Source organism: Roseateles sp. GW821-FHT02E12, assembly GCF_059421665.1.
Genome location: NZ_JBWKVK010000001.1, coordinates 176,381 through 199,606, shown reverse-complemented (window position 1 = coordinate 199,606; position 23,226 = coordinate 176,381). Strand labels below are relative to the sequence as shown.

Here is a 23,226-nt window from a genome sequence, read left to right as displayed (position 1 = left end):
CCCTCATTGCGTGGAGATGCGCAGTGCCGCGACGGTGGCCGGCGGCGCACCGAGCAGCGTGGCGAGCAGCAGCGCGCCCAGCAGCGAGTAATGGCCGCTGGCCGACTGGCCTGCCTCGACCGCGCTGACCGCCCCGGCGCCAAAGATCAGCGCAGGCACCGCCAGCGGCAGCACGATCAGGATCAGCAGCATGCCGGCGCTGCGCAGCCCGAGCGACAAGGCCGCACCGAGCGCGCCCAGCAGGCTCAGGACGGGGGTGCCCAGGAGCAGGCCAAGGACGAGTGCCGCCAGGGCCGGCCCGGACATGCCGAAGGCCAGCCCGGCCAACGGGGCGGCGGCGATCAGCGGCAGGCCGGTCAACAGCCAGTGTGCAGCGCACTTGGCGGCGACGACGGCGATGAGCGGCTGAGGCGCGAGCAGCATCTGTTCGAGCGAGCCATCGGCCAGGTCGCCCGCGAACAGCGACACGACCGAGAGCATGGCCGCCAGCAGTGCGCAGACCCAGACGATGCCGGGCGCGATGTCGCGCAACGCGGCTGGTTCCGGGCCGACGCCGAGCGGGAACAGGCTCAGCGCGACGACGAAGAAGGCCAACGGCAGCAGTGCGTCGATACGTCTGCGCGACGCCAGCCGCAGGTCGCGCAGCAGCACGCTCAGGAACACGTCGGCCAGCGAGGCGACAGGCGGCAGGGCAGGATCGGTCATGCATGGTCGTCGAGGTCGAGGACCGCCGCCGGCCGGGACAGCGCGGGGGGCTGGTGACTCGTCAGCACCACGCAGCCGCCCTGCGCCGCGTAGTCGCCGATCAGCTGGTCGAGGGCGGTCACGCCTTCAGCGTCGAGGGCATCGAAGGGCTCGTCCAGTAGCCACAACCGTGCGGAGCCCGACAACGCCAGCCGCGCCAGTGCCGCACGACGCCGCTGGCCCTGGCTGAGCGAGCGCACCAACGCATGCCGGCGGTTGAACATGCCCATGCGCCGCAGCGCTTCGCCCAGTGGCGCCTCACCGGTCGGCAGCCCGTGCAGGCGGGCGAGGAAGCCTAGGGCTTCGGCCACGCTCAGTTCGTCCTTCAACGCGTTCTGATGGCCGATGAAGGCCAGCTGGCGCCGCCATGTCTGTCCGATCTCGCGCAGCGTCGAGCCGTTCAGTCGAATCTCGCCCGCCGAAGGCGCGGAAAGCCCTGCGATCACCCGAAGAAGGCTGGTCTTGCCACGGCCGTTGCGCCCGCGCAGCCAGGTGACGCTGCCCGGAGCAAGAGTCAAATTAAAGGCGCTGAGCAGCGTGCGCTCGCAGCGCTGCACGGTCAGGCCGGTCACTCGCAGCGTCGACACGCCCGCCGGCTGGACAGCTGTCGGCAGTCGGCGGGAGTTCGGCTCGGACGAATCGCTGGGCATGTGTGGCGAGAAGGCAGAGAGCGGCGGCGTTGCGGGAGGCGCTGGCAATGATGGTAAGCGCCCGATTGACCTCGCTCTGCAATGAACATGCTGATCGGGTCGACAGCCGGCACGCTAGCGGAATCGACTTAGGAGAACGATCAAAGGTTGCGTTTGGACTCATCAGTTTTAGGGATGCGCAGGTCGGCGCACCACCAGCACACTCCGACGCGCTAATGCCCTGTTTGCAGAGAAGCGCGCAGGCGAGCGCTGGAGGCGTCATGGCAAACGAGAGTCAGCGAGACCCCAGGAATGCATGGCGCTGGGCGCCGAGTGCGCAAGGGGCGGATGGCGTATTCCCATTGCTCAAGCGATCCGTAGGAAGGGACGGCGGAAACTACCAGGGTCCACCGCCGCATTGCACCATTTCTGCCGGAAAGGCAGAGTATTCGGCTGTTCGGATGGGGACAAGCCTCTTCATATCCGCAAGGGGGACGTTGTCCAACGGAAATGAGATCGCTGATCTCAGGCCATCTCCGCTACGGATTTACCCACCGCAGTTCGAGTTTGTTGTATACGGCCCGGAGATGTCGCTGCCTTACCTCCGAGAATTCAACTTCGTAGAGATGTTTGGCTACCCGTCAACGCCATCGATGGTCGTGATCAGCGACAGCCGAGGGCCGAACATTTGTCAGATCACCGATGATCCATACCCTTGGGGTGTGACCAATGCCGAGGAAGCCGTGGGGCTCGGGAACACGTTGCAAGAGGCGATTGATAGTGGGGCTGCGCAGCTTCCACCTCCTGGCGCCGGCGCGGTGGCACATCGTGCAATCGACTCTGGAAATTCCTCATTGCATCCGGTGTTGCTGCGTACTATGCAAAAGCCTCGGTATGACGATTGTGTCAGTAGACCGTAGGGCAAAACAATCCGATCTTCGAATATATTTTACCGCACTTGTTAGACATATGCGTCGTCTGGAAAATCAACGTTAGCGACTCTAAGGAGATTACTATGACTGGATCCTGTGGCTCTTGGTCCGCATGGCACGACCGCATACCAGGCTCGCCGGCGACCCTGCACGTCAAGGGAAACTGCACTTTTCCTACGTCCGGCTACACGACAGAGTTGCGCCCGCTGAATCCACAGGGGGTCAATCCATCAATTTACTTGCTTGAACTGATTGTGACGCCGCCGACGGGGCCAGTTCTTCAGGTCGTGAGCCAGAGCGAAGTTCATTATCGGGAAGAGACTGACTGGCACTACGACTCAGTGCAGATCATGCCTTCTGGCCAGGTCGTACCAGTGCAACAGGTCAGTTAATTTCACCAACGCGTCCTGCAGCGGGACCAATGCGTCCGTCGAAGTGGAAGCAGTTCGCTCACTAATCGTGCTCGTCGGGCTGCCTTCGATGCGGTTCTGAACTGATGTACGACACATACAGCCATGTCTTGCCAATTCGTTTTTGGAGTCAATACGTGAGCATTCTCTGGCTTCGTTCCCCCTCGCGCCGCTTGATGATGAAGACTTTTGCATCAATTGGCCTGATCGGACTCGCTGTCTTTGGCAGCCCTGTAAGCGTATTTGCAGCTGGCTCGGGTGCCAATCTTCAAGTCTGCAGAGTTGATGGCCTTCGAGAGATCAATCGGGATGGGGACCAGGTCGCCCTGGCGGTTGGCACGACGTCTTGGAACGCAGGCACGGTTCCCTTGGACTGGAAGCCTGCACCTGACGCCCGCCACCCGTTTATCGCACAGGCCCTCTATCGGTTCTCAAACGGTCGTCTGGAACAGATTGGGATCGCCGGAGTCAAGCACGGATTCTATGTAGCTGCAGCACCCGGCTGTGGCGGACAGCAGTGTCAGGGGCCTAGTGGTCAAGTTTTGCATCCGAACTGCTCGGATACGTACGGCGTATCAAACAACTCCAACCAAAATCGGATGGGTCCGCGCTACGAGGTCAATCCATGGACCGGCACTTGGGACCCATCTACCGCTCATACCACCGTTTCACATACGCATTCGCCCTTGGATCATCTGTTGCGCGTCAGAAACGCGGACCTGCGCAACTCAGTTGGTTCGGACGTTCGCTTCTACATCGAGGCCTACTATGTTCATTATCAGAACGCCGATCCCAACACGGCCGTGGCTTGGCAGCGGGTTGAAGCCATTGACCAAGGCGGAGTGGAGTGGTCATTCAATCATGTGCAAGGTCTGGGCTCATCGGGTCCAGGGTTCGTTCTACGCAGTGCGTGGCCTGGCGCACACGTCTCTGAACTTGCTCAGACTTTGCCCGTAGATCGCGGCGTCTCGGCCGATGGCAGAGCCTTGGTGGCGGCGCGTGTTTCTTCCACTCCAGACGGCAAGTGGCGCTACGAGTATGCGCTACTTAACGTCGACATGGATCGTCAGATCGGCTCTTTTGCCATCTCCGTTCCAACGAGTGCGCAAGTAAGCGACGTGTTCTTTTCCGCTCCCATACAACCCAACGAAACACGCAATTCCCCTGGAGGCGCCTCGACAGACGACTCGCCCTGGGCGTCCCAGCGTTCAGGGGAGCTTCTGACCTGGCGCACGGGAAAGAATCCCCTTCGCTGGGGAGTTATGTACAACTTCGGCTTCACTAGTGATCGTGCTCCGGTTGATGGTGGTGTCGCGGTCGGCCTCTTTAAGTCAGGGACGCCTGCCTCGGTGCAAGGTCAGACCAAGGTTCCGAGCCGTCTCGAAGCAACGGCCGTCGTGCCGCGGACACCCAGTACTCCCTTCGTCAGCAAGCGAGAAATGATGGCCGCAGGGCCCTCCATCGCCTTGAGTGCATCTGGGCCTTTTCCGTTGGCCGTACCTCAGGCCCCACAGCCGTTGGCAAACTTATCAATAAACGACCATGGTGACGAGTGCGTGGCAGCTATTGGGCCCATTCCGCCATTCAGTTGCCTTGATGGCGCAATCATACCGATCACAGTGGATGGTCGAGAGTTAAATGCCGGCGAGTACACCGCCGGAATGGCATGTGATCGCCCAGTCCAGCTTGGTTTGGGCGACGATGGCCAGTGTGTCCCATTTGCACGATTGGGAGCGCTTCCTGGAGTGAACGCCGCTGGCGCTGCGGATGCCGATGTGAAGTGGACTTTTATCTGCCGGCGCTACAAATTGCGCAGCAATCCTATCTACCCCAAGTTCGAGGATGTGGCCATTATCGGGCACAGGGCATCAACTGGAGCGACATGCTTCTTCCAGACGCTTTCGGGCTCACTTGGGCTGCCCGACGGCATCGATGCGACGCGGGTTCCTCCGCCGGCTGAACGGCAAGCCCAGACCCCCCCTGGCAAGATTCCAGCAAAGGACTTTTGGCTATCGCCATCGATAACTTCGAGTATTGGATGCTATCAGTGCCACGATAGCGACCCTTGGATTCACACGCCTTATGTGGATCAGGTCAAGGGCCGGCCGGGCGATCCGTCAAAACCGGTCGTACCTGACGCAGCCCGTGCCAGCGACCCGATGCGATACAAGTTCGTGGGGTCGCAGCACTTTTCCAACTGGCCCTCGCCGCAGCACTTCGAACCCTTAAACAATGAATGTGTATCTTGCCATCGAATAGGAGTTGAACGAAGAAGTCTTTCTTTCATTGACTACTCAATCGGCTTGATGACCACACATGTGACGCCATCATTCATCGGCTATCCGGCTTCGCATTGGATGCCGCCGTCTAGCGAAATCGGACCGATGCCCCTAGCGCAATGGAACGCTACGTTCCAGGCAAGTGCCGATCAGATCCGATCGTGCAAATTGAATCCGGCACAGCCAGCGTGCCGTAAGCGGCTTACCAACCCACCTTGATCCTGGCAGCGCCGCATACTTATTGGCATCAGCAAGCTCGGTGAAGTCGCATATTTCAAGCTTGAGTCTGAACTATGCTTAGTCGTGTCTTCACGGGTATTCTGCTGTGCGGCATGCCTTGGCATTCAGCTATTGCGCAAGTTGTTTCGTCGGGGCCGGTCCCAGGTCTTTTGAGTGCTGCAGTTCGTCAGGTGGACCCGCGTGTGGCGGCAGAGAGCGCGAAGCAATCTATCCTGCTAGAGCTGAGAAGTGCCGGTGGCGGCGCGGCAAACCGGGCGCTGGTTCTGCAGTCTTTGCCTGCATCCAAAGTCCTGGAGCGGCTGGCGGTGTTTCCCGCGGTCGGCCCGTCCACAATCGCGGCGCCAAAGCCTGGAGCACCTACACCAAGCCCGTCCGTCAACAACTCTGAAGGTGGCGGCGCCACCACTGAACACGCCGGAGTGGCGCTATTGCTTGCGCGTAAGGCGGGACAAGACAAGTTTGTGGCTCAATGCAGCGGCACGCTGATCCGACAGAACGTCGTGCTAACGGCTGCGCACTGTGTGTGCTTTGCGTTTGAGAAGGCCGACAACTACCCGACTGGCAGCGAGTGCGCGAAGGGAACTGAGACACGGGCGCCGGCCTCGTTGACTGACAAGGACAACTGGCGCGTCTTTTTTCAACACGTTGGCATGAAAAAAGTGAGTCGCGTGGTGGTCAACGAGGACTACCGGTTCGACGGCACCGCCGTCCGCGATGATCTGGCGCTTCTGGTGCTGGAAGAACCGGTTGTTGAGATCATCCCGCCTGCACTTCCTCCAGGGGCTTCACAGGCCCTGCCCTGGTCAGTAGGACGCATCATCGGCTACGGGTTCAGTTCGGCTGACGAGTCGGAGACAGCGGTCCTGAGGATGCTTGTTCAGCCGGGCATCAAATCTCACGGACGGGTTAACTACACTAGCTGCCAAGACCAAACATATCTGGATCCGGCCGGCAGTCTTTGTTCGCTATTCTCCGACACAGCAAACGGATCTCCCGCAACGGTCTGCGGAGGCGATTCCGGTGGCCCGCTCTGGCATTCCGATACGGACGGCTCGACAATCGGCGTCACGTCCGGTAGGAGCCATTCAGACTGCCAGGTAAAGGAGACCGTCGGGTTTCAGATGGCGACCTCTTATCAAGTTCACCGAGAGTGGATCGAGAAGCATCTCTCCTCAGCCCCTAGCTCGGCCAGCGTGAAGGGCAAGTGGCCCGCATTTGGAGGCAACTTGCGAGACGTGCTGGACCGTCGCAACTCAGTACCGTTCGACGAGAGTGGCATTTACGAATCAGAAGCCTGGATCCGTTCGAAAGTGGCCACACCGATTCTGGCCACGATCAACTCTTCAGGCGCGGTCGCTGAGTTGAGCGTGCGTGATCGCAAGGGAAAAGTCCTGTGTCGCGGCGCGGCAGGGGCCACGCGCAAGCTTCCCAACGTCGACTTTTGCTGGGCCAAAGTGCCGGCCGGTGCTGAGTTCCGCATCGTCGCAAGGGGGACGAAGGACCAGTTTCTCCAGTACGTCGTTTCGATGCATGCATCGTTGCCGAAATGAAGTTGCAGGACCGCCGGAACTTGCGTCCGATCCACCACCAGGAGTCGAGCGTCCATGAAGACCAAGTCTCACGTAGCTGTCCTCGCCGCGGCCTGTTTTCTCACTGCCTGCGCCCAGCTCAACTCCGCTTCCAGCTTCACGCGCGCAGATGCGCTCGGGGAGCTGGCCGATCAAGGCCGCCTTGGGCCCGGCAATCGGTGAGGCGGTGAAGAAGAAGTTCGGTGACTAGGACTGACGCGCGAACCTGAATTCGCTCAAGTTCAACACCAAGGATGCGGTCATGACTGTGACAAGAAGGGTTGTACTTCAGTCTTCCACATGCGGCATTGCTGCCGCGCTAGCCAGTTCCAGCGTGTGGCCGCAGGCGGAGACACCCAAGCGAATCTCCATAGCTGCTTTCTCCGCTAACCCGGTGAAGGTCGAGCAGTTGCGGACCTTGTTTCGCAAGATGCGCGAGAAGCGCGCGTCTGATCCCGCCAGTTATTTTTTTCAGGGCGCTGTTCATTGGCTGCCCGATCTCAGCAGCGGCTCCGTCGCTCTCAGGCCTGATCTGAAGGTACTTGCGCAGATGTACAACAGCGATCCGGCGGCCAGTCAGATGCTTGGGTACTGGGAACAGTGCACGCACCTGGGCGTCAAGAGCGCAGCGGACTTCCTGCTTTGGCATAGGGCGTTTCTTTACTACTTCGAACAGCATGCGAAGGCGACTTTGGGTGATCCAAAGTTCACTCTTCCCTATTGGGACTACAACGACCAGGAGCAAAGCCGCCAATTGCCTTCGATCTTTGTCAGCGCCAAAGTCAACGGCGCGGACAACCACCTCTATCCGCTTGGTGGCCTCAAACGAAGGCTCGATTCTTCGACAAAGACTCTTTCGAAAGACGACGTCAGTACAACCAACGTGATGCTAAACGACTACTACTTTAGTGAGCCCGGAATCGAAGGCATGGGCGATGACATCGGGGAGGGAACGGCGATTGATGACCTGCCACATGGGAGAGTCCACGGAAGCATCGGCGGCTGGATGGGAGACGTCACCACTGCGGCTTTTGACCCTGTATTCTGGATACACCACTGCAACGTCGATCGCCTATTCAATCAGTGGATGGCTAGAAAGCGCCTCTGGTCGAGGTCGATGACACCCCGAGCGATCGAGGCTTGGCTAGACGGTCGACCTTACACATTCTTTGGCGCAAGCGGTAGTCTTGAAACGAAGCCTCGTGGCTTCTTCCTAGACCAGCGAAATCTTGGCTACGCGTACGATTCGGACCCACCTGTGATCTATCCACCCGAACCCCCTGGGCCACATCCAAGCGCGGCAGTCGCTGGCGCCGTTGATGCGATGGGACTCGACAAGAGCATCAAAGGATTCGTCCTGAAGCCCGCCGGTGGTTTGTCCGAGGCATTCAGCATCTCGGCATCGAGCGGAGGCGCTGCGAGGGTACCCTTGGCCTTGCCCTCTCCGTCAACGGGCGCTGTCCCCGGTCCGGTACCGCTTGCTGTTCAGAACCAGGCCAGCAGCAAGTTCAATCGGACCTACGTCTTGCTCAGCGACATTAGGAAGGCGGGCGAACTTGGGGGTAACTACGGTGTATTCGTCGGTCCCCTGGCTGAGAGCGCAAAGGACGCTTCTAGTCCGTCGTACGTGGGCCGATTCAGTTCTTTCGAGGCACCAGCGGTTGGGCAGGCGCGCCCGGGCTATCGGCGACGCTTCGACATAACGGGCATTGTGTCCAGACTCGCGGGCGGGTCAAAAGACCTCATAGTTCGGGTAGTGCCGATGCAGAACACCGACAGTATCGGCACGGACGCGCCAGGAAGACTTGTGATGAAGATTGACGTTCAGTCCGGAATAGCATCCCAGGCGCCGGTAAGGTAACGCTCCTCGCAATGGCCGGGCCTATCCGAATTTCTGTGTGTGAGGCTCTTTCGGGTGGGATCCGGAGATCTGCGCCGACTAAAAGGGGCCTGTCGAATGGCCCCAGGCCAGGCGTGTGACGCCAGCGACGGCTGCCCCGCCGAAACCGGTCGTTGACGCCGCCACGGGCATTCCGCGGCAATGACCGCGATGCGCGTAACACCGTGAGCCCGGCAGCCGGAGCTAACAAACCGAGATCGCTGCGGTGCCGCCCTTCGGCGTCGCCGCCGACCTTCCGCTTTGGGCACATTGCTGCCGTACGGATGCCGGCCGCTACCGTCGGCCCTTCGCTGCCAAGCAGTCGGCCATACGGCTAGCACAAGGTCACGTCTTCTTAGCCCTGTTGTCGTCGTATCCGCGCCCGGCCCGGCCTCGACGGACTTTATTTGTAGGTGCTCTCGAAGGAGCGCAGATTTCAGGTTTTCCGACGGACTTTCCAGCTCGTCTTTGACGTAGAAGAATCAAGGACTTAGCGGCATCAGTCTCGACGGACTTTATTTGTTGGAGTCATTGAGCCGCAGCGCGGCGTTGATGGCGTAGCCGTCAAGCGAGGTTTGGGGCGAAGCCCACAAGCCGAGAAACTTGGCCAAGTCAGTCACCGTGGAGTGAAATAATGGTTGCGCTATCATTTTGCGATCCGCCACTGACGAGATCGCAAGCTGATGAGCGCAATCCTGAACATCCGCCGCCGGCCCGTCCTGTGGCTGGCGGCTACCGCCCTGGCGCTTGCGGGCTGCGGCTCAGCCCCGCGGAGTGCGCCGGGCGACGCATGGACTGCGGCTTGGGGCAGCGCCATGCTCGCTCAGCCCTTGCCACAGGCCAGCGCCAACCCGGTGCCGCAACCCTGGCGGCAGCCGATGCGCGATGTCAGCCTGCGCCAGATCGTGCGTGTCGGCGTCAAGGGCCAGGCGCTGCGCGTGCGGGTGAGCAATCTCTTTGGCGACGAGCCGCTGCTCATCAGCGCGGCCAGCGTGGCCTTGGTGCAGACACTTGACCCTCAACCAGCGCTGAACGCGGCCACGCTGAGGCCTCTGCGCTTTGCCGATCGGCGCGACATTGCGGTGCCGGCACACGCCGAGGTCTGGAGCGATCCCGTCGAGCTGGCACTGCCGGCGTTGCCGGTGGTCGATGTCGCCGTGCAACTGCATGTGCAGGCCGGGCCTAGCCAGGCCAGCGTGCACCCCGGTTCGCGCATCCGCAGTTGGGCGGTGGCTGGCAACCGGGTCGGCGTGGCGGACTGGCCCGAGGCCGTGGCGCAGGAAGGTTGGTGGCATCTGAGCGCCATCGACGTGCGTGCTGCTCTGCCGCTGTCGGTGCTGGTCGCCACGGGCGACTCCATCACCGATGGCTATGGCGTGCCCTCGGGCAGCTACCAGCGCTGGACGGATGCGCTGTCGCTCCGCCTCGCAGTCGAGAAGCGGGAGGCGTCCGTCGTCAACACCGGAATCGGGGGCGGCCGCCTGCTGCGCGATGGCCTCGGCCCCAACCTCGTGTCGCGCTTCGACCGCGACGTGCTGGATCGCAGCGGCGCGACCCATGCCGTCGTGCTGATCGGCGTCAACGACCTGGGCGCGAGCCACCGCGGCCGACCGACGACACCGGAGTCGCGCGCCAGCCTGCTGGCCGAGTTGAAGACGGGCTTCACGGACCTCGCCCGGCGCGCTCGGGCACGCGGCGTCTGCCTGATCGTCTCGACGGTCATGCCCTATTCCGGCAGCGGCTACTACGCGCCGCAGGCCGAGAACGAAGCCGACCGGCAGACGCTGAATGCCTGGCTGCGCGAGCCGGGCCGCTTTGATGCGCTGGTGGATTTCGACGCACTGATGCGTGATCCGGCACGGCCGGCCTACCTGCGCGCCGAGGTCGACAACGACGGCCTGCACCCGTCGCTGGCCGGCTATCGCGTGATGGCCGAGGCCTTCCCGGTCGAGGTACTCGACCGGAAGTGCGTCAGCGCCCCTTGAGCTGCCGCCAGGCCGCGAAGTCCGCGGCCACGTCGGCATCGGTCGGCGGGTACAGGCCCAGCACGCTGCGGCCGCCCAGCACCTTCTCCTGCACATAGTCCTCGAAGACGGTCATCTCGACGGCTTCGCTGGCAATCGCGTCGGCCAGGTGTGCCGGGATGACGATGACGCCCTCGGCGTCACCCACCACCACGTCGCCGGGGAAGACCGGCGCGTCACCGCAGCCGATAGGCTCGTTGATGGCGATGGCCTGGTGCAGCGTCAGATTGGTGGGGGCGCTGGGGCGCGAGTGATAGGCGGGGAAGGGGTACTTGGCGATGTCGGGGCTGTCGCGAAAACCGCCATCGGTGACGACGCCGGCCACGCCGCGCACCATCAGCCTCGCAACGAGGATGCCGCCGGCCGAGGCCGCGCGCGCGTCCTTGCGGCTGTCGATGACGAGCACCGCGCCTTCGGGGCATTCCTCAACGGCCTTGCGCTGCGGATGCGCGCGGTCCTGGAAGACGGCGATGCCGTTGATGTCCTCGCGCGCCGGGATGTAGCGCAGCGTGTAGGCCGGGCCCACCATGTTCGGCAGGCCGGGGTTCAGCGGCCTGACGTCCTGGATGAACTGACCGCGCAGGCCACGCTTGAACAGCGCGGTGCACAGCGTGGCGGTGCTGACGCCCATCAGCTTCTTGCGGGTGTCTGGATTCATGATGGCGTTCTCGCTCAATAGATGACGGGCTCCGGCACCGGCGCCCCGAAGCTGGTTTCAAGGAAGTCGAAGTCGCAGCCCTCGTGGGCCTGCAGGATGTGGCGGCCGAACATCCAGCCGTAGCCGCGCTCGTAGCGGGCGGGCGGCGGCGTCCAGGCTGCGCGGCGGGCGGCCAGTTCGTCGTCGCTGACTTCGAGGTGGATGCTGCGGGCCGGCACATCCACCGTGATGCGGTCGCCCGTCTTCACCAGCGCCAGCGGCCCGCCGACAAAGGCCTCGGGGCTGCAGTGCAGCAGGCAGCCGCCGTAGCTGGTGCCGCTCATGCGCGCGTCCGAGAGGCGCAGCATGTCGGTCACGCCCGCCTTCAGTAGCTTGGTCGGGATGGGCAGCATGCCCCACTCCGGCATGCCGGCACCCTTGGGGCCGGCGTTGCGCAGCACGAGGATGTCGTCGCCGGTCACGTCCAGCGCCGGGTCGTCCACCGCAGCTTTTAGGCTCGGGTAGTCGTCGAACACCAGCGCGCGGCCGGTGTGCTGCAACAGGTGCGGCGCCACGGCGCTGGGCTTGATGACGACGCCGTCCGGCGCGAGGTTGCCGCGCAGCACCGCCAGCGCGCCTTCGGCGTAGATGGGGTTGTCCAGCGGGCGGATGACGTCGTTGTTGAAGACCTCGGCGCCTTCGATGTTCTCGGCCACGGTGTGGCCGTTGACGGTCAGGGCGCCCAGGTCCAGCTTGTCCCGCATCACATTCATCAGGGCCGGCAGGCCGCCGGCGTAGAAGAAGTCTTCCATCAGATAGGCGTCGCCGCTGGGCCGGATGTTGGCGATGACGCCGACGTGCCGGCTGGCCGCGTCGAAGTCGTCCAGCGTGACGGGCAACCCCGCGCGGCGGCTGATGGCGACGAGGTGGATGATGGCGTTGGTGCTGCAGCCCATGGCCATCGCGACGGCGATGCCGTTGGCAAAGCTGCCCGCGCTGAGCATCTTGGCCGGCGTCAGGTCCTCCCACACCATCTGCACGATGCGCCGGCCGCATTCGGCCGACATGCGGATGTGATTCGCGTCTGGCGCGGGGATGCTGCTGGCGCCCGGCAACGTGAAGCCGATCGCTTCGGCAATGCCCATCATCGTGGCCGCCGTGCCCATGGTCATGCAGGTGCCGTGGCTGCGGGCGATGCCGGCTTCCATCTCTGCCCAGGCTTGGTCAGAAAGGCGGCCGGCGCGGCGTTCGTCCCAGTACTTGAAGGCGTCGCTGCCTGACCCCAGCACCTGGCCGCGCCAGTTGCCGCGCAGCATGGGGCCGGCGGGCAGATAAATGCAGGGCAGGCCCATGCTGAGGGCGCCCATCAAGAGCCCGGGCGTCGTCTTGTCGCAGCCGCCCATCAGCACGGCGCCGTCCACCGGGTGGCTGCGCAGCAGCTCCTCGGTCTCCATCGCGAGGAAGTTGCGGTACAGCATGGAGGTCGGCTTGACCATGCTTTCGCTGAGCGAAATGGCCGGCAGCTCCATCGGCCAGCCGCCCGCCTGCAGGATGCCGCGCTTGACGTCTTCCACCCGCTGCTTGAAGTGGGTGTGGCACTGGTTGGCATCGCTCCAGGTGTTGACGATGGCGATCACCGGCTTGCCGATGAAGTCCTCGGCGCCGTAGCCCATCTGCAGCACCCGGCTGCGGTGGCCGAAGCTGCGGAAGTCGTCCTTGGCGAACCAGCGCGCGCTGCGCAGGTCTTCGACTTTCTTCATGCCTGGCCTTTCCCGGCAATCAGCCAACCCGGCGCGTCCTGCAGCGCCACCGGGCGCAGAAAGCGACTCAGCGCAGCGTAGCCCACGCTGGTGCTGAAGGCCTGCGTGGACGACGGCCAGGGGCCGCCGTGCTGCTGCGCGGCCGTCACGGCCACGCCCGTGGGCACGCCGCTGAACAGCACGCGGCCGGCGATGCGCTCAGCCGCGGCGACGAGTCGGTGGTTGTCCGCCGTGTCCTCGTCCACGCCCCACAGCGTGACGGTCAGGCTGCCTTGCACGGCGGCGAGCACGCCCAGCGTTTCGTCCATGTCCTTCACGGTGACGACCAGGCAGCTCGGGCCGAACACCTCCTCGCGCAGCACCTCGTCGGCGATGAAGCTGGCGGCATCGGTGGCGAACAGATGAGCGCCGGGCGCGTCGCCACCGGCCGGTGCGGCCACCAGCGTCTTCACGGCGGCATGGCCGTGCAGGCGCGCCACGCCCGCGTTGAAGCCGGCGCGGATGCCGGCATGCAGCATGGCGTGCGGCGTGGCTGCGGCCAGGCCCTCGGCGAGCTGGCGCACGAAGGCCTGGCCAAGGTCGTCATCGCGCACGATGACCACGCCGGGGCTGGTGCAGAACTGGCCGCAGCCCAGCGTGATGCTGCCGGCCAGCGCCGTCGCCAGCGCGGGGCCGTGGGCTTGCACCGCAGAGGGCAGGGCGACGACGGGATTGATGGAGCCCAGCTCGCCGTAGAACGGAATGGGCCGCGGCCGCGCATTCGCCTCGCGCCACAGCGCCTGGCCGCCGCGCAGGCTGCCGGTGAAGGCGACGGCCTCGATGGCCGGGTCGCGCACCAGCGCCACGCCCACGTCGATGCCTGCGCCCTGCACGAACTGCAGCACACCCTCGGGCAGCATGAGTTCTGCGAGGCAGCCGGCGGCCAGTTCGAATACCGCGCGCGACAGTTCCGGATGGCCGGGGTGGGCCTTGACGACGACCGGGCAGCCGGCGGCCAGCGCCGAGGCCGTGTCGCCACCGAGCACGCTGAAGGCGAAGGGGAAGTTGCTGGCCGAGAACATCGCCACCGGCCCGATGGGCACGGCGATGCGCGTCAGCCGAGGGCGGCCCAGCGGCGGTGCGCCGGGAATGGCGGGGTCGTCCAGCAGCGGCTGGGCCGCGCCGTTCTCGACCTGGGCCGCAAAGCCGCGCAGTTGGAAGACGGTGCGGTCCAGTTCGCCGTTCAGGCGCGCGGCGCCCAGGCGGGTCTCGCGGTCGGCCAGCGGCACCAGGGTTTCGCGCGCACCAAGCAGCGCGTCGGCCAGCGCGCGCAGCAGCGCCACGCGGTGTTGGACGGGGAGGTGGGCGTAGACCGGCGCCGCCGCGGCGGCTGCGGAGCAGGCTGCCCCGACCTGGGCCGCCGTGCTGTCGGTGAGCATCATGAGCGTCATCGTCGGTCGCGAATTCATGGCAATGGGAGCGCTATCATAAGTGCATGACGGACCCGGCCGCTCAGCGTTTTCACCAGAAACCCATGCATGGCACGTCCGCTTGGCGCCTGAATCTCGGCCGCCGCTTCGGTACCGCCTTGCTGACCTTGCTCGGGCTGCTCAGCCTGCCGGCCACGGCCCAGCGCCTCACACCGGACCGCCTGCTTGAGCAGCTGGCGCCGCGCGAGCGCATCGCGCTGGACACCGGCTGGCGCTTTCGCCGCGGCGACCCGGATGCCGCCTCGGCGGCGCTGGCATACGACCGCCGCCCCGCCGTCGCCCAGTCTGCCGACGGCAAGGTGGCCGACGCGCAGCCCGAGGTCGCGGTGCGCGTCGATGGCAACGGCGATGCGGTGCTGAAGCGCTGGATCCTGCCCAGCGCCAACGCCTTCATCGCCAACCCGGCCCGCCGCCATGCCCGCCCGGCCGGCGATCCCGGTGGCGACCTGCCCGTCATGCAGCCCGGCTTCGACGACAGCGGCTGGCGCGCGGTGACGCTGCCGCACGACTGGGCCATCGAGGGGCCGTTCCTCGAAACGGGGCCTTACGGCGGCATGGGCCGGCTGCAGACTTGGGGGCCAGCCTGGTATCGACGCACGCTCGACATCCCGGCCAGCGACCGTGGCCGTTCGGTCTTCCTCGACGTGGACGGCGCGATAGCCTATGCCAGCGTCTGGCTCAACGGGCGGCTGGTGGGCGGCTGGCCCTATTGCTACAGCGGATGGCGGTTGAACCTGACGCCGCATCTGCGGCCTGGCGGCATCAACCAGCTCGCCATCCGGCTGGACAACCCGCCGGAGTCGGCGCGCTGGTATCCCGGCGCGGGCCTGTACCGCCGCGTGTGGCTCACCAAGACCGACGCGGTGCACGTGGGCCACTGGGGCAGCGTGGTGCGCACGCCCGAGGTGTCGGCCGCGCGGGCGACAGTCCAGCTTGCGCTGACCGTCGACAACGATGGCAGCCAGCCGATGCGTGTCGACGTCGCGACCGAGTTCTTCCCCCTCGGCGCTGATGGTCACCCCGAGGGCCGCGCCGTGGCCCGTATCGCGCGCAAAGGCCTGGCGGTGCCGGCTGGCGGCCAGGCCAGCAGCGTGGGCTCGGCGGTCATCCTCAAGCCGCGCCTCTGGGGCCCGCCGCCTCAGCGGCCCCATCGCTATCTCGCACGCACGACGCTGTCACGCGGCGGCCGCGTGCTGGACCGCTACGAGACCCGCTTCGGCATCCGCTCACTGCACTTTGACGCGAACACCGGCCTGCACGTCAACGGCCAGCCCGTGCGGCTGCAGGGCGTCAACCAGCACCACGACCTCGGCGCGCTGGGCGCCGCCTTCAACGAGCGCGCCGCCGAGCGCCAGTTGGAGATCCTGCAGGCCATGGGCGTCAACGCCATCCGCCTGGCCCACAACCCGCCGGCGCCTGAGCTGCTGGAGCTGGCCGACCGCATGGGCCTGCTCGTCATCGACGAGATCTTCGACGCCTGGGAGCGCAAGAAGACGCCGCTGGACTTTCACCTGATCTTTCCGGACTGGCACGAGCCCGACCTGCGCGCCATGCTCCGGCGCGACCGCAACCACCCATCCGTCGTGATGTGGAGCATCGGCAACGAGGTGGGCGAGCAGTACACGGCCGAGGCCGGCGCCGCCGTCGCGCGCCGCCTGCACGCCATCGCCCGTGAGGAAGACCCGACCCGCCCGACGACGACGGCGATGAACTACGCCAAGGCCGACATGCCGCTGCCGGTGGAGGTGGACGTTATCGGCCTGAACTACCAGGGCGAGGGCATTCGCCAGGACGCCGAGTTCGAAGGCACCGACCGCATCCGCACGCCGCCGCAGTACCCGGCCTTCCACGCCCGCTTTCCCGGCAAGATGGTGTTCAGCAGCGAGACAGCCTCGGCCTTCAGCAGCCGCGGCGTCTACCTGTTCCCCGTCACGCCGGCCCAGAGCTCGATCACACGCGACGGCCGCGGCGGCGACTCGGCAGCACGCCAGGTCAGCGGCTACGAGCTGCATGCGGTGGACTTCGGCGCCTCGGCAGACAAAGTCTTCGCGGCACTGGACCGCCACCCCTTCGTTGCCGGCGAGTTCGTCTGGACGGGCTTCGACTACCTCGGCGAGCCCACGCCGTACTACGACGCGCGCTCGTCGTACTCCGGCATCGTCGATCTGGCCGGCTTCCCCAAGGACCGCTACTGGCTCTACCAGTCGCGTTGGCGGCCCGAGCTGCCGATGGCCCACCTGCTGCCGCACTGGACCTGGCCCGAACGCGTCGGCCAGGTCACGCCGGTACACGTGTTCACGAGTGGCGACGAGGCCGAGCTGTTCGTCAACGGCCGCTCGCAGGGCCGGCGCAAGAAGGCGCCGTTCGAGTACCGGCTGCGCTGGGACGAAGTGGTCTATGAGCCAGGCGAGCTCAAGGTCGTGACCTGGCGCGCCGGCCGGCCCTGGGCCAGCGAGACGGTGCGCACGGCCGGCGAGCCTGCGCGGCTGCACCTGGGCGCCGACCGCACCGAGTTGCGCGCCGACGGCCAGGACCTGTCCTTCATCACCGTGCGCATCGTCGACGCCGCCGGCCAGACCGTGCCCCGCGCCGCCCACCGCCTGCGCTTCAGCCTGCAGGGTCCGGGCGAGATCGTCGCCACTGACAACGGCGATGCGACGAGCTTCGAACCCTTCCCGTCCACCACGCGCCATGCCTTCAGCGGCCAGGCCCTGGTCATCGTGAAGGCGACGGGCACGCTGACGGTGCGCGCGCAAGCCGAAGGGCTGGCCGGCGGGGAACTGGTGCTGCGGGTGCGCTGAGGCGGCGAGGCCTGCACCGGCGCAGACAAGGCATCAGCGTCATCGCGCCGGGTGCTTCTGCCAGGAGGGGCCTGACAAACGATTCGGTTGAGCGGCTGATGCAGGCTGATTCCCCACGGCCGCGGCAGGTCCGATGGTTGGCAGCTACCGACCCTGAGGCGACATTCGCAGCTCTGAATTGATCGCTCCAAAGCAGTCGCTCGCGCCCCTACTTGTCAATCAGCGATGGCAACTGGATGGTCGAAGGACCGCGAGCCCACCCGGCGCTCGCAGCATCAAACGCCGGTCAATACACGCCCATGTAGTCACGCTTGCCGATGGCGATCCCGTTGTGGCGCAGGATGGCATAAGCAGTGGTGACATGAAAGAAGAACTGCGGCAAGCCGTAGTTGGCCAGATAGGTTTGACCGATCAGCCGCTTCTCCTTGGGTGTACCGGGACGCAAGATGATCTCTTTGCTTTCGCTGCCTTCGAACTGCGATGTGCTCAGGCCATCCAGAAAACTCACCGTCTGAGCCAACAGGACGTCAAGATCAGCAAAGCTCTTCTCTTGTCCCTCCTGGGTGGGGGCCTCGACACCCGCCAGGCGTGCCGATACGCCACGCGCAAAGTCGGCTGCGATCTGCACCTGCTTGGCCAACGCAAACATGTCCGGATACAGGCGTGCCTGCAGCAAGGCGTCGGGCTCAATCGAGTGGGCCGAGGCGTGCGTACTCGCCTGCGCCAGTTCGGCTTTAAGCGCCGTCAGCATTTGCTTGAAGACGGGAACGGCGAAGGTATACATCGGACTGGTCATGGTCGTTCCTTGGTAGAAGTGAAGCTGGACGGCGACGGCATTCGAGGGGCGCCCCACCGGGTCGGAAGCCCAGTTGCTGCGCCAGCGGCAAAGGGCGGGCGACGCAATTCAGTGTAAGGACGCGCCAAGAGGATCGTCAGTGCGAACGCGCGATCGGCGGCGGCTGACCGAGATCCACCGCGGACATCGGACTTCTGGCGGTCCGTCTCGTCCGGCAAATCTACGGGATCGAGATCCGGTTCGCGCGAACCCGCTGGCGACCCTAAGCGGCCTTTGCTCGCTCGGCCGGCCCTCTGCGGAACCAGAACCACCAAGTACCGAAAAGCACGCCTGCATAGATGGCCAAGGTCGCTACGAGCCCGTTTGCTTCCTCTTCAGTCCGCACATCGCCGTCTTCTTGAATAACGGTGATCGTCTTCAATGTAGGCATCACCGCGTAAGTCTGTTCGCGCCTCTCGTGGGTCACAGTGCCAGGGGATTTGCTGTAAGACCAGCCAACCAGAAGAGTCCCGCGCGTTGCGCTCGAGCCAAGGGCTTCTTGAGCCACTGGCCATGGTGACAACATGCCCACGGCCATCACGCACGGGAACGCCACAACAAGCAGTGGACATGCGTACTTCAGGATCGTGGACAGGAACTTGATCATGCGGGTGAGTTCAATGCGCTCAATCAGAGAGCGCCTCGCACGGGGTACCTTCTGATTCTGGGGCTGCTCGCCGGAAAGCTACCAGTGCTGAGTTTCAGCTTATGGCCGGGAGCAGCCCTTCGATACCGATGGGTTGATAGGCAGCAACACGCCGCGAGTAGCTGTCACTTCGCCAAAGCCAGCCGGCCCGCTTCCACCACCTGCTGGGGGTGGAGATAGGCGATCCCGCCGGTGACGATTGCCGGACGCATGCAAGGCTTAGATCGGCATCGCACCGTGGCGGGCCCTAGGCGCCGACCTTGGGCTTGGGCTTGAAGATGTGCACCGTTTCGCCGCGGGCGAGCATGTCCACCAGTTGCGCGATGCGCTTGGCACGCGTCTCGGGCTTGACGGCGGTCTGGACGCGCCAGAGCACGGCGTAGCGGTTGCTCGCGTTGACGGTGGCGAAGAAGGCCTTGGCCGGCGGGTTGGCGTCCAGCGCCGCGGCAAGGTCGTCGGGCACGGTGGACGTCTTCGCGCCGTCGTAGGCCTGGGCCCAGCGGCCGTCGGCCTTGGCGGCCTCGACCTGCGCGTGGCCCGGCGGCTGCATGCGGCCGGCCTCGATCAGCCTGGCCACTTTGTCGACGTTGATCTTGGACCAGATGCTGCGCGCGCGCCGCGGCGTGAAGCGCTGCAGGAAGTGTTGGTCGTCCAGGCTCTTCTTCTGGCCGTCGATCCAGCCCCAGCACAGGGCGATCTCCACCGCCTCGGGGTAGGTGACGCTGGGCTCGACGGCGCCGCGCTTGGCGATCTGCAGCCACAGGCCGTCGGACTTCGCGTGGTTCTTCTTCAGCCAAGCCTCGAAGGCTTTGGCATTCTTGAACAGCGTCGGGGCGGCCTCGGCCGGCGCGGCGGACTTGATGGCGGGCATGCACCCAGTGTGCCGCAGGCCCTGGCTGGCCTCCATGGCCTCGTCTGTCGTTGTTGCCAGGCCTCTTGGAGTCGACAACGTCGACGGGACCTGGCGCCACTTCAGGCTGGGAGCAGACGTTTATTGCCAGGTCAAGCGGCGCGGGGCGAAATACCAGGACACCTTTGAAGCGGTCTTTCTGTCACGAACGAAGGGCAGGCGATCCACTTGTTCCATAGCGCGTATGACTAGCGGCCTCTCGTTGTGGGGGCTCACGCAGCACTATTGAAATCAAAGGTCAGGAACTTGCGCCGCGCCGGGTCGTAGCGAGCCCAGTAGTAGCAATTTCCACCGTCATACGTGTACGCCCAATAGTCGCGAAGCTGCGATGGCGATTTTCGGGTCTCGCACATTCCATAAAGCTGGACCTGCCGTTGGTTGGTCTTTGAATCAACCGTACCTTGGTACTGCACGGTGTCGCCCGCGATGGATCTTTGCTCCTTGGTCACAGACCGCGAAACAGCATCCCGCGCGGCTGAACCAATGTCACGGCGCATGTCTTCGACAACACTCGCTGGCACGCGCCATTGCCCGTCAGCAACTTCATACCAGCGCCCAGCTGTTTGCGCACGTGCGGTCGTGGCGACGACCCCCACAAAAAGCGCGCCGACGACGAGGGAATGTGGCGGCATCTGGATCAAAGCTCGGTTGCAGGGATGTCGGTTATGGCACCGATGCAAGCATATCGGTCCCGCAACTGCCGACGGCCGCTTCCGCTGCAAAGCAGCATCCCAGCAAAGCCTGCCGAAGTCTCCGACCCGGCTCTCAGTCGACCTGGAACCCCACCCGCATCCACCGGGACAGCGGCTGCCCCGGGCGCACGATGCAGCCCTGCTCACGCCAGACCGGGTGGTTGGGTGCATCGGGAAAGAACTGCGGCTCCAGCGCGATGCCGGCGTGGCGCTCGAAGGGCAGGCCATCGCGGCCGCGCGAGTTCTGCACGAAGTTGCCGCTGCAGACCTGTAGGCCGGGGTAGTCGGTGAACAGGCGCATCGCCAGGCGCTCGTCGGTCGATACCAGTTCGGCTGCGGCCAGTTCGCCGCGGGCGGCTGCGTCGTCGAGCGCGAAGCAGTGGTCGTAGCCGCTGCCCCGCTGCTGCTGCTCGCCCTGGCCCAGGCCGTCGCCAATGCGGCGAAGCTGGCGCAGGTCGAATGGCGTGCCGTCCACCGGCGCCATTTCGCCGGTCGGGATCATGTCGGGGCGCACCGGCAGCATGTGATCTGCCATCACGCGCAGGCGATGGCCCAGCACCGGCGCCGTGCCGCCGTCGAGGTTGAAGTAGGGGTGGCTGGTGAGGCTGACGGGGCAGGGCGCCGAGGTGCGCGCGCCGAAGTGCAGCGTGACCGCCGCGCGGGATGGGTCCACGCGGTACTCCACCTCGGCGTCCACATCGCCGGGGTAGCCCTGGTCGCCGTCCGGCGAGTGCAGCGTCAGGCGCAGGTGCAGCGGGCCAACGTCGGCGACCGCCCAGCTGCGGCGGTCGAAGCCCTCTGGCCCGCCGTGCAGCTGGTTGGCGCCCTCGTTCGCAACGAGGCGGTGTTCGCGCCCATCCAGCGTGAAGGCCGAGCCACCGATGCGGTTGGCATAGCGGCCGACGACGGCGCCGAAGAAGCCGGGCTCGCGGGCATGGTCGGCCAGCGTTGCATGGCCGAGCACCACCTCGCGGCGGCTGCCATCGGGCATGGGCACGAGGCAGGACAGCCAGCGTGCGCCGTAGTTGCTGACCTGGATCTGCAAGCCGCCCGGCGTGCCCAGCGTGTGGACCACCGCAGTCATCGCGGCGCGTAGTCGAAGCTTGCGAAGTCCGCCGTGCGTGCAGAACCGCTGGTGTCGAAGGCCAGCATGCCAATGAAGGCGCCGGTAAAGGAACCATGCTCACCGCGGCCGCCTTCGTCGGAGATGACGCTGGCGTCCAGCACCGGCCCGACGGGCTGCCAGCCTTGGCCCCAGTCGGCGAGGAATTGCAGCGTGACGCCGTCAACGTCGGCCGCGAGCCGCACCGGCCCATCGGCCGGCAACACCACCGGCTCGGCCAGCGGGAACTGCAGCCGGTTGTCCGGCCAGTCGCCGGGGCAGGACAGGATGCTGAGCACGCGGCCCAGGCCGTCCTGCCAGGTCACGACCAGGGCGTGGAACTTGTGGCGGTTGTAGTAGTGCGTGAGGCCGGCGGCCTGCTGGTAGGTGTCGGGCGCGAAGTGCGTGATTGCCGTCTCGGCGCGAAAGCTTGCATCCTCCTGGCGGCGCGCCACCAGGCTCTGCTCGAACCAGCTGCCGACCGACTCGCGGCCCGTCAGCCGCAGCGCGGTGCCGGTCAGCGTGAACAGGCGCTCGGGTTCGGGCGTGCGCAGCCACTGGAACTCGGGCGGCAGGGCCGGGCAGTCGACAAAGCTGCGCCGCACGGCCTCGCGCGGCTTGGGCTCGGCGCCAGCAAACGGCGCGGGCACGTCCACTGCCGGCGCCATGCCGCCGTGCTCGAGGTAGAGCCAGTCGTCATCGCCCCACACGCAGCGCTGGATTGCTGTCTCGCGGCCGCGCGGCGAGCGCTGCGTGCCCGGCAGCGGGCGGCCGCAGAGGTGGGCGAGATAGGTGCTGCCGTCCTTCAACTCGACGACCTGGCCATGGCCGGCGCGCTGCAGCGGCGCGTCGGGCGCGTCCTTGCTGCTGACGACGTGTTGCTGCGGATGCGTCTCGTAGGGGCCGTGCAGCTCGCGCGACCGCGCCATCGTCACCGCGTGGCTGTAGCCCGTGCCGCCTTCGGCCGTGACGAGGTAGTACCAGCCCTTGCGCTTGAACAGGTGCGGCCCTTCGACGAGGCCCAGCGACGTGCCGCGGTAGATGTTGGTGACGGGGCCGACGAGCTTGGCGCTCTTGGCGTCCCATTCCTGCAGCAGGATCCCGTCGAAGGCCGGCGCCTTGGGTTGGCCGCCGATGGAGCCGGTGCGGTGGTTCCACAGCATGTTGACGAACCACTTGCGGCCATCGTCGTCATGGAAAAGCGAGGGATCGAAGCCCGACGAGTTCACGTAGACCGGGTCGCTCCACGGCCCCTCGATGCTGGGCGCCGTGACGATGTAGTTGTGCGCATCCTTGAAGTTGCCTTCGAAGCGCTTGACGTCGGTGTAGACCAGCCAGAACTGCCCGTCGGCGTACGACAGGCAGGGCGCCCAGACGCCGCAGGAGTCGGGGTTGCCGCGCAGGTCGAGCTGGCTCTTGCGGGTCAGCGGCCGAGACACCAGCGTCCAGTTCACCAGGTCGCGCGAGTGGTGGATCTGCACGCCCGGGTACCACTCGAAGGTGGAGGTCGCGATGTAGAAGTCGTCGCCGACGCGGCAGAACGAAGGGTCCGGGTTGAAGCCGGGCAGCACGGGGTTGCGGATCATGACTTCGGGGTTGGCGTGCGCGGGTGATTGCGCTGGCGTCGTCGAAAAGGTTACGCTACCATAAATCGATTGTGATGCGGTTT

16 protein-coding genes are annotated in these 23,226 nt (G+C 65.3%); 5 read left to right on the top strand and 11 right to left on the bottom strand.

What is annotated here, in order from left to right:
- Window positions 1–3: 3 nt before the first annotated feature.
- Window positions 4–705 carry a heme exporter protein CcmB gene (ccmB, locus tag AC07V5_RS00880; protein ID WP_495113586.1) on the bottom strand — a complete coding sequence of 234 codons (702 nt, stop codon included), beginning with the start codon at window positions 703–705 and terminating at the stop codon, window positions 4–6.
- A complete protein-coding gene (gene ccmA / locus AC07V5_RS00875; protein ID WP_495113585.1) occupies window positions 702–1,316 on the bottom strand; it encodes a cytochrome c biogenesis heme-transporting ATPase CcmA in 615 nt (204 codons plus the stop codon). Before ccmA ends, ccmB begins: the two co-directional genes overlap by 4 nt.
- Window positions 1,317–2,852: 1,536 nt before the next feature.
- Between ccmA and AC07V5_RS00870 the strand changes: the two genes are divergently transcribed.
- The 4 genes from AC07V5_RS00870 to AC07V5_RS00855 all read left to right on the top strand — a co-directional run bounded on the left by AC07V5_RS00870 (window position 2,853) and on the right by AC07V5_RS00855 (window position 10,666).
- Window positions 2,853–5,213 (top strand): hypothetical protein, encoded by a 2,361-nt coding sequence (locus AC07V5_RS00870; protein ID WP_495113584.1) that lies wholly within the window; start codon window positions 2,853–2,855, stop codon window positions 5,211–5,213.
- 74 nt (window positions 5,214–5,287) lie between these two features.
- Window positions 5,288–6,784, top strand: coding sequence for a S1 family peptidase (locus AC07V5_RS00865; RefSeq protein WP_495113583.1), 1,497 nt, complete (start codon window positions 5,288–5,290; stop codon window positions 6,782–6,784).
- Between the two features lie 280 nt (window positions 6,785–7,064).
- Entirely contained in the window at window positions 7,065–8,663 is a 1,599-nt protein-coding gene (locus AC07V5_RS00860) for a tyrosinase family protein (protein WP_495113582.1), read from the top strand.
- A gap of 701 nt (window positions 8,664–9,364) precedes the next feature.
- Window positions 9,365–10,666, top strand: coding sequence for a GDSL-type esterase/lipase family protein (locus AC07V5_RS00855; protein ID WP_495113581.1), 1,302 nt, complete (start codon window positions 9,365–9,367; stop codon window positions 10,664–10,666).
- Here the strand turns inward: AC07V5_RS00855 and AC07V5_RS00850 are convergent.
- Genes AC07V5_RS00850 through AC07V5_RS00840 form a run of 3 tightly spaced genes read right to left on the bottom strand, consistent with a single transcriptional unit; the run spans window position 10,653 to window position 14,523 of the window.
- Complete coding sequence (locus tag AC07V5_RS00850) at window positions 10,653–11,363, bottom strand: ribonuclease activity regulator RraA (protein ID WP_495113580.1); 711 nt, start codon at window positions 11,361–11,363, stop codon at window positions 10,653–10,655. The genes AC07V5_RS00855 and AC07V5_RS00850 overlap by 14 nt on opposite strands.
- Before the next feature lie 14 nt (window positions 11,364–11,377).
- A complete protein-coding gene (araD, locus tag AC07V5_RS00845) occupies window positions 11,378–13,102 on the bottom strand; it encodes an L-arabinonate dehydratase (RefSeq protein ID WP_495113579.1) in 1,725 nt (574 codons plus the stop codon).
- On the bottom strand, window positions 13,099–14,523 hold the full coding sequence (locus AC07V5_RS00840; RefSeq protein ID WP_495113578.1) for an aldehyde dehydrogenase (NADP(+)): 1,425 nt from the start codon (window positions 14,521–14,523) through the stop codon (window positions 13,099–13,101). Before AC07V5_RS00840 ends, araD begins: the two co-directional genes overlap by 4 nt.
- A 92-nt stretch (window positions 14,524–14,615) precedes the next feature.
- Between AC07V5_RS00840 and galB the strand changes: the two genes are divergently transcribed.
- Window positions 14,616–17,372 carry a beta-galactosidase GalB gene (galB, locus tag AC07V5_RS00835; RefSeq protein WP_495113577.1) on the top strand — a complete coding sequence of 919 codons (2,757 nt, stop codon included), beginning with the start codon at window positions 14,616–14,618 and terminating at the stop codon, window positions 17,370–17,372.
- A 286-nt stretch (window positions 17,373–17,658) separates the two neighbouring features.
- On the opposite strand, the gene AC07V5_RS00830 is transcribed toward galB, so the two are convergent.
- From AC07V5_RS00830 to AC07V5_RS00805, 6 genes are all read right to left on the bottom strand, one after another.
- Window positions 17,659–18,168, bottom strand: coding sequence for a DUF1993 domain-containing protein (locus AC07V5_RS00830; protein ID WP_495113576.1), 510 nt, complete (start codon window positions 18,166–18,168; stop codon window positions 17,659–17,661).
- Window positions 18,169–18,430: 262 nt separating this feature from the next.
- On the bottom strand, window positions 18,431–18,814 hold the full coding sequence (locus AC07V5_RS00825; protein WP_495113575.1) for a hypothetical protein: 384 nt from the start codon (window positions 18,812–18,814) through the stop codon (window positions 18,431–18,433).
- 286 nt (window positions 18,815–19,100) lie between these two features.
- Window positions 19,101–19,724, bottom strand: a complete 624-nt coding sequence (locus AC07V5_RS00820) for a YdeI/OmpD-associated family protein (protein ID WP_495113574.1) — start codon at window positions 19,722–19,724, stop codon at window positions 19,101–19,103.
- Between the two features lie 251 nt (window positions 19,725–19,975).
- A complete protein-coding gene (locus tag AC07V5_RS00815) occupies window positions 19,976–20,404 on the bottom strand; it encodes a hypothetical protein (RefSeq protein ID WP_495113573.1) in 429 nt (142 codons plus the stop codon).
- A 124-nt stretch (window positions 20,405–20,528) separates the two neighbouring features.
- Window positions 20,529–21,539 carry an aldose epimerase family protein gene (locus AC07V5_RS00810; RefSeq protein ID WP_495113572.1) on the bottom strand — a complete coding sequence of 337 codons (1,011 nt, stop codon included), beginning with the start codon at window positions 21,537–21,539 and terminating at the stop codon, window positions 20,529–20,531.
- The gene (locus AC07V5_RS00805) at window positions 21,536–23,143 is read right to left on the bottom strand and encodes a glycoside hydrolase family 43 protein (protein WP_495113571.1); all 1,608 of its coding nucleotides are present in this window, start codon (window positions 23,141–23,143) and stop codon (window positions 21,536–21,538) included. The genes AC07V5_RS00810 and AC07V5_RS00805 overlap by 4 nt, the downstream gene beginning before the upstream one ends.
- Window positions 23,144–23,226 lie beyond the last annotated feature (83 nt).

Excerpts from the sequence above, each read along its gene's own strand:
- AC07V5_RS00830 (WP_495113576.1), bottom strand. The coding sequence starts at position 18,168 with ATGACCAGTCCGATGTATACCTTCGCCGTTCCCGTCTTCAAGCAAATG.
- AC07V5_RS00850 (WP_495113580.1), bottom strand. The coding sequence starts at position 11,363 with ATGAATCCAGACACCCGCAAGAAGCTGATGGGCGTCAGCACCGCCACG.
- AC07V5_RS00810 (WP_495113572.1), bottom strand. The coding sequence starts at position 21,539 with ATGACTGCGGTGGTCCACACGCTGGGCACGCCGGGCGGCTTGCAGATC.
- araD (WP_495113579.1), bottom strand. The coding sequence starts at position 13,102 with ATGAAGAAAGTCGAAGACCTGCGCAGCGCGCGCTGGTTCGCCAAGGAC.
- AC07V5_RS00855 (WP_495113581.1), top strand. The coding sequence starts at position 9,365 with ATGAGCGCAATCCTGAACATCCGCCGCCGGCCCGTCCTGTGGCTGGCG.
- galB (WP_495113577.1), top strand. The coding sequence starts at position 14,616 with ATGCATGGCACGTCCGCTTGGCGCCTGAATCTCGGCCGCCGCTTCGGT.
- ccmB (WP_495113586.1), bottom strand. The coding sequence starts at position 705 with ATGACCGATCCTGCCCTGCCGCCTGTCGCCTCGCTGGCCGACGTGTTC.
- AC07V5_RS00860 (WP_495113582.1), top strand. The coding sequence starts at position 7,065 with ATGACTGTGACAAGAAGGGTTGTACTTCAGTCTTCCACATGCGGCATT.
- AC07V5_RS00840 (WP_495113578.1), bottom strand. The coding sequence starts at position 14,523 with ATGATGCTCACCGACAGCACGGCGGCCCAGGTCGGGGCAGCCTGCTCC.
- AC07V5_RS00805 (WP_495113571.1), bottom strand. The coding sequence starts at position 23,143 with ATGATCCGCAACCCCGTGCTGCCCGGCTTCAACCCGGACCCTTCGTTC.
- AC07V5_RS00825 (WP_495113575.1), bottom strand. The coding sequence starts at position 18,814 with ATGATCAAGTTCCTGTCCACGATCCTGAAGTACGCATGTCCACTGCTT.
- AC07V5_RS00865 (WP_495113583.1), top strand. The coding sequence starts at position 5,288 with ATGCTTAGTCGTGTCTTCACGGGTATTCTGCTGTGCGGCATGCCTTGG.
- AC07V5_RS00820 (WP_495113574.1), bottom strand. The coding sequence starts at position 19,724 with ATGCCCGCCATCAAGTCCGCCGCGCCGGCCGAGGCCGCCCCGACGCTG.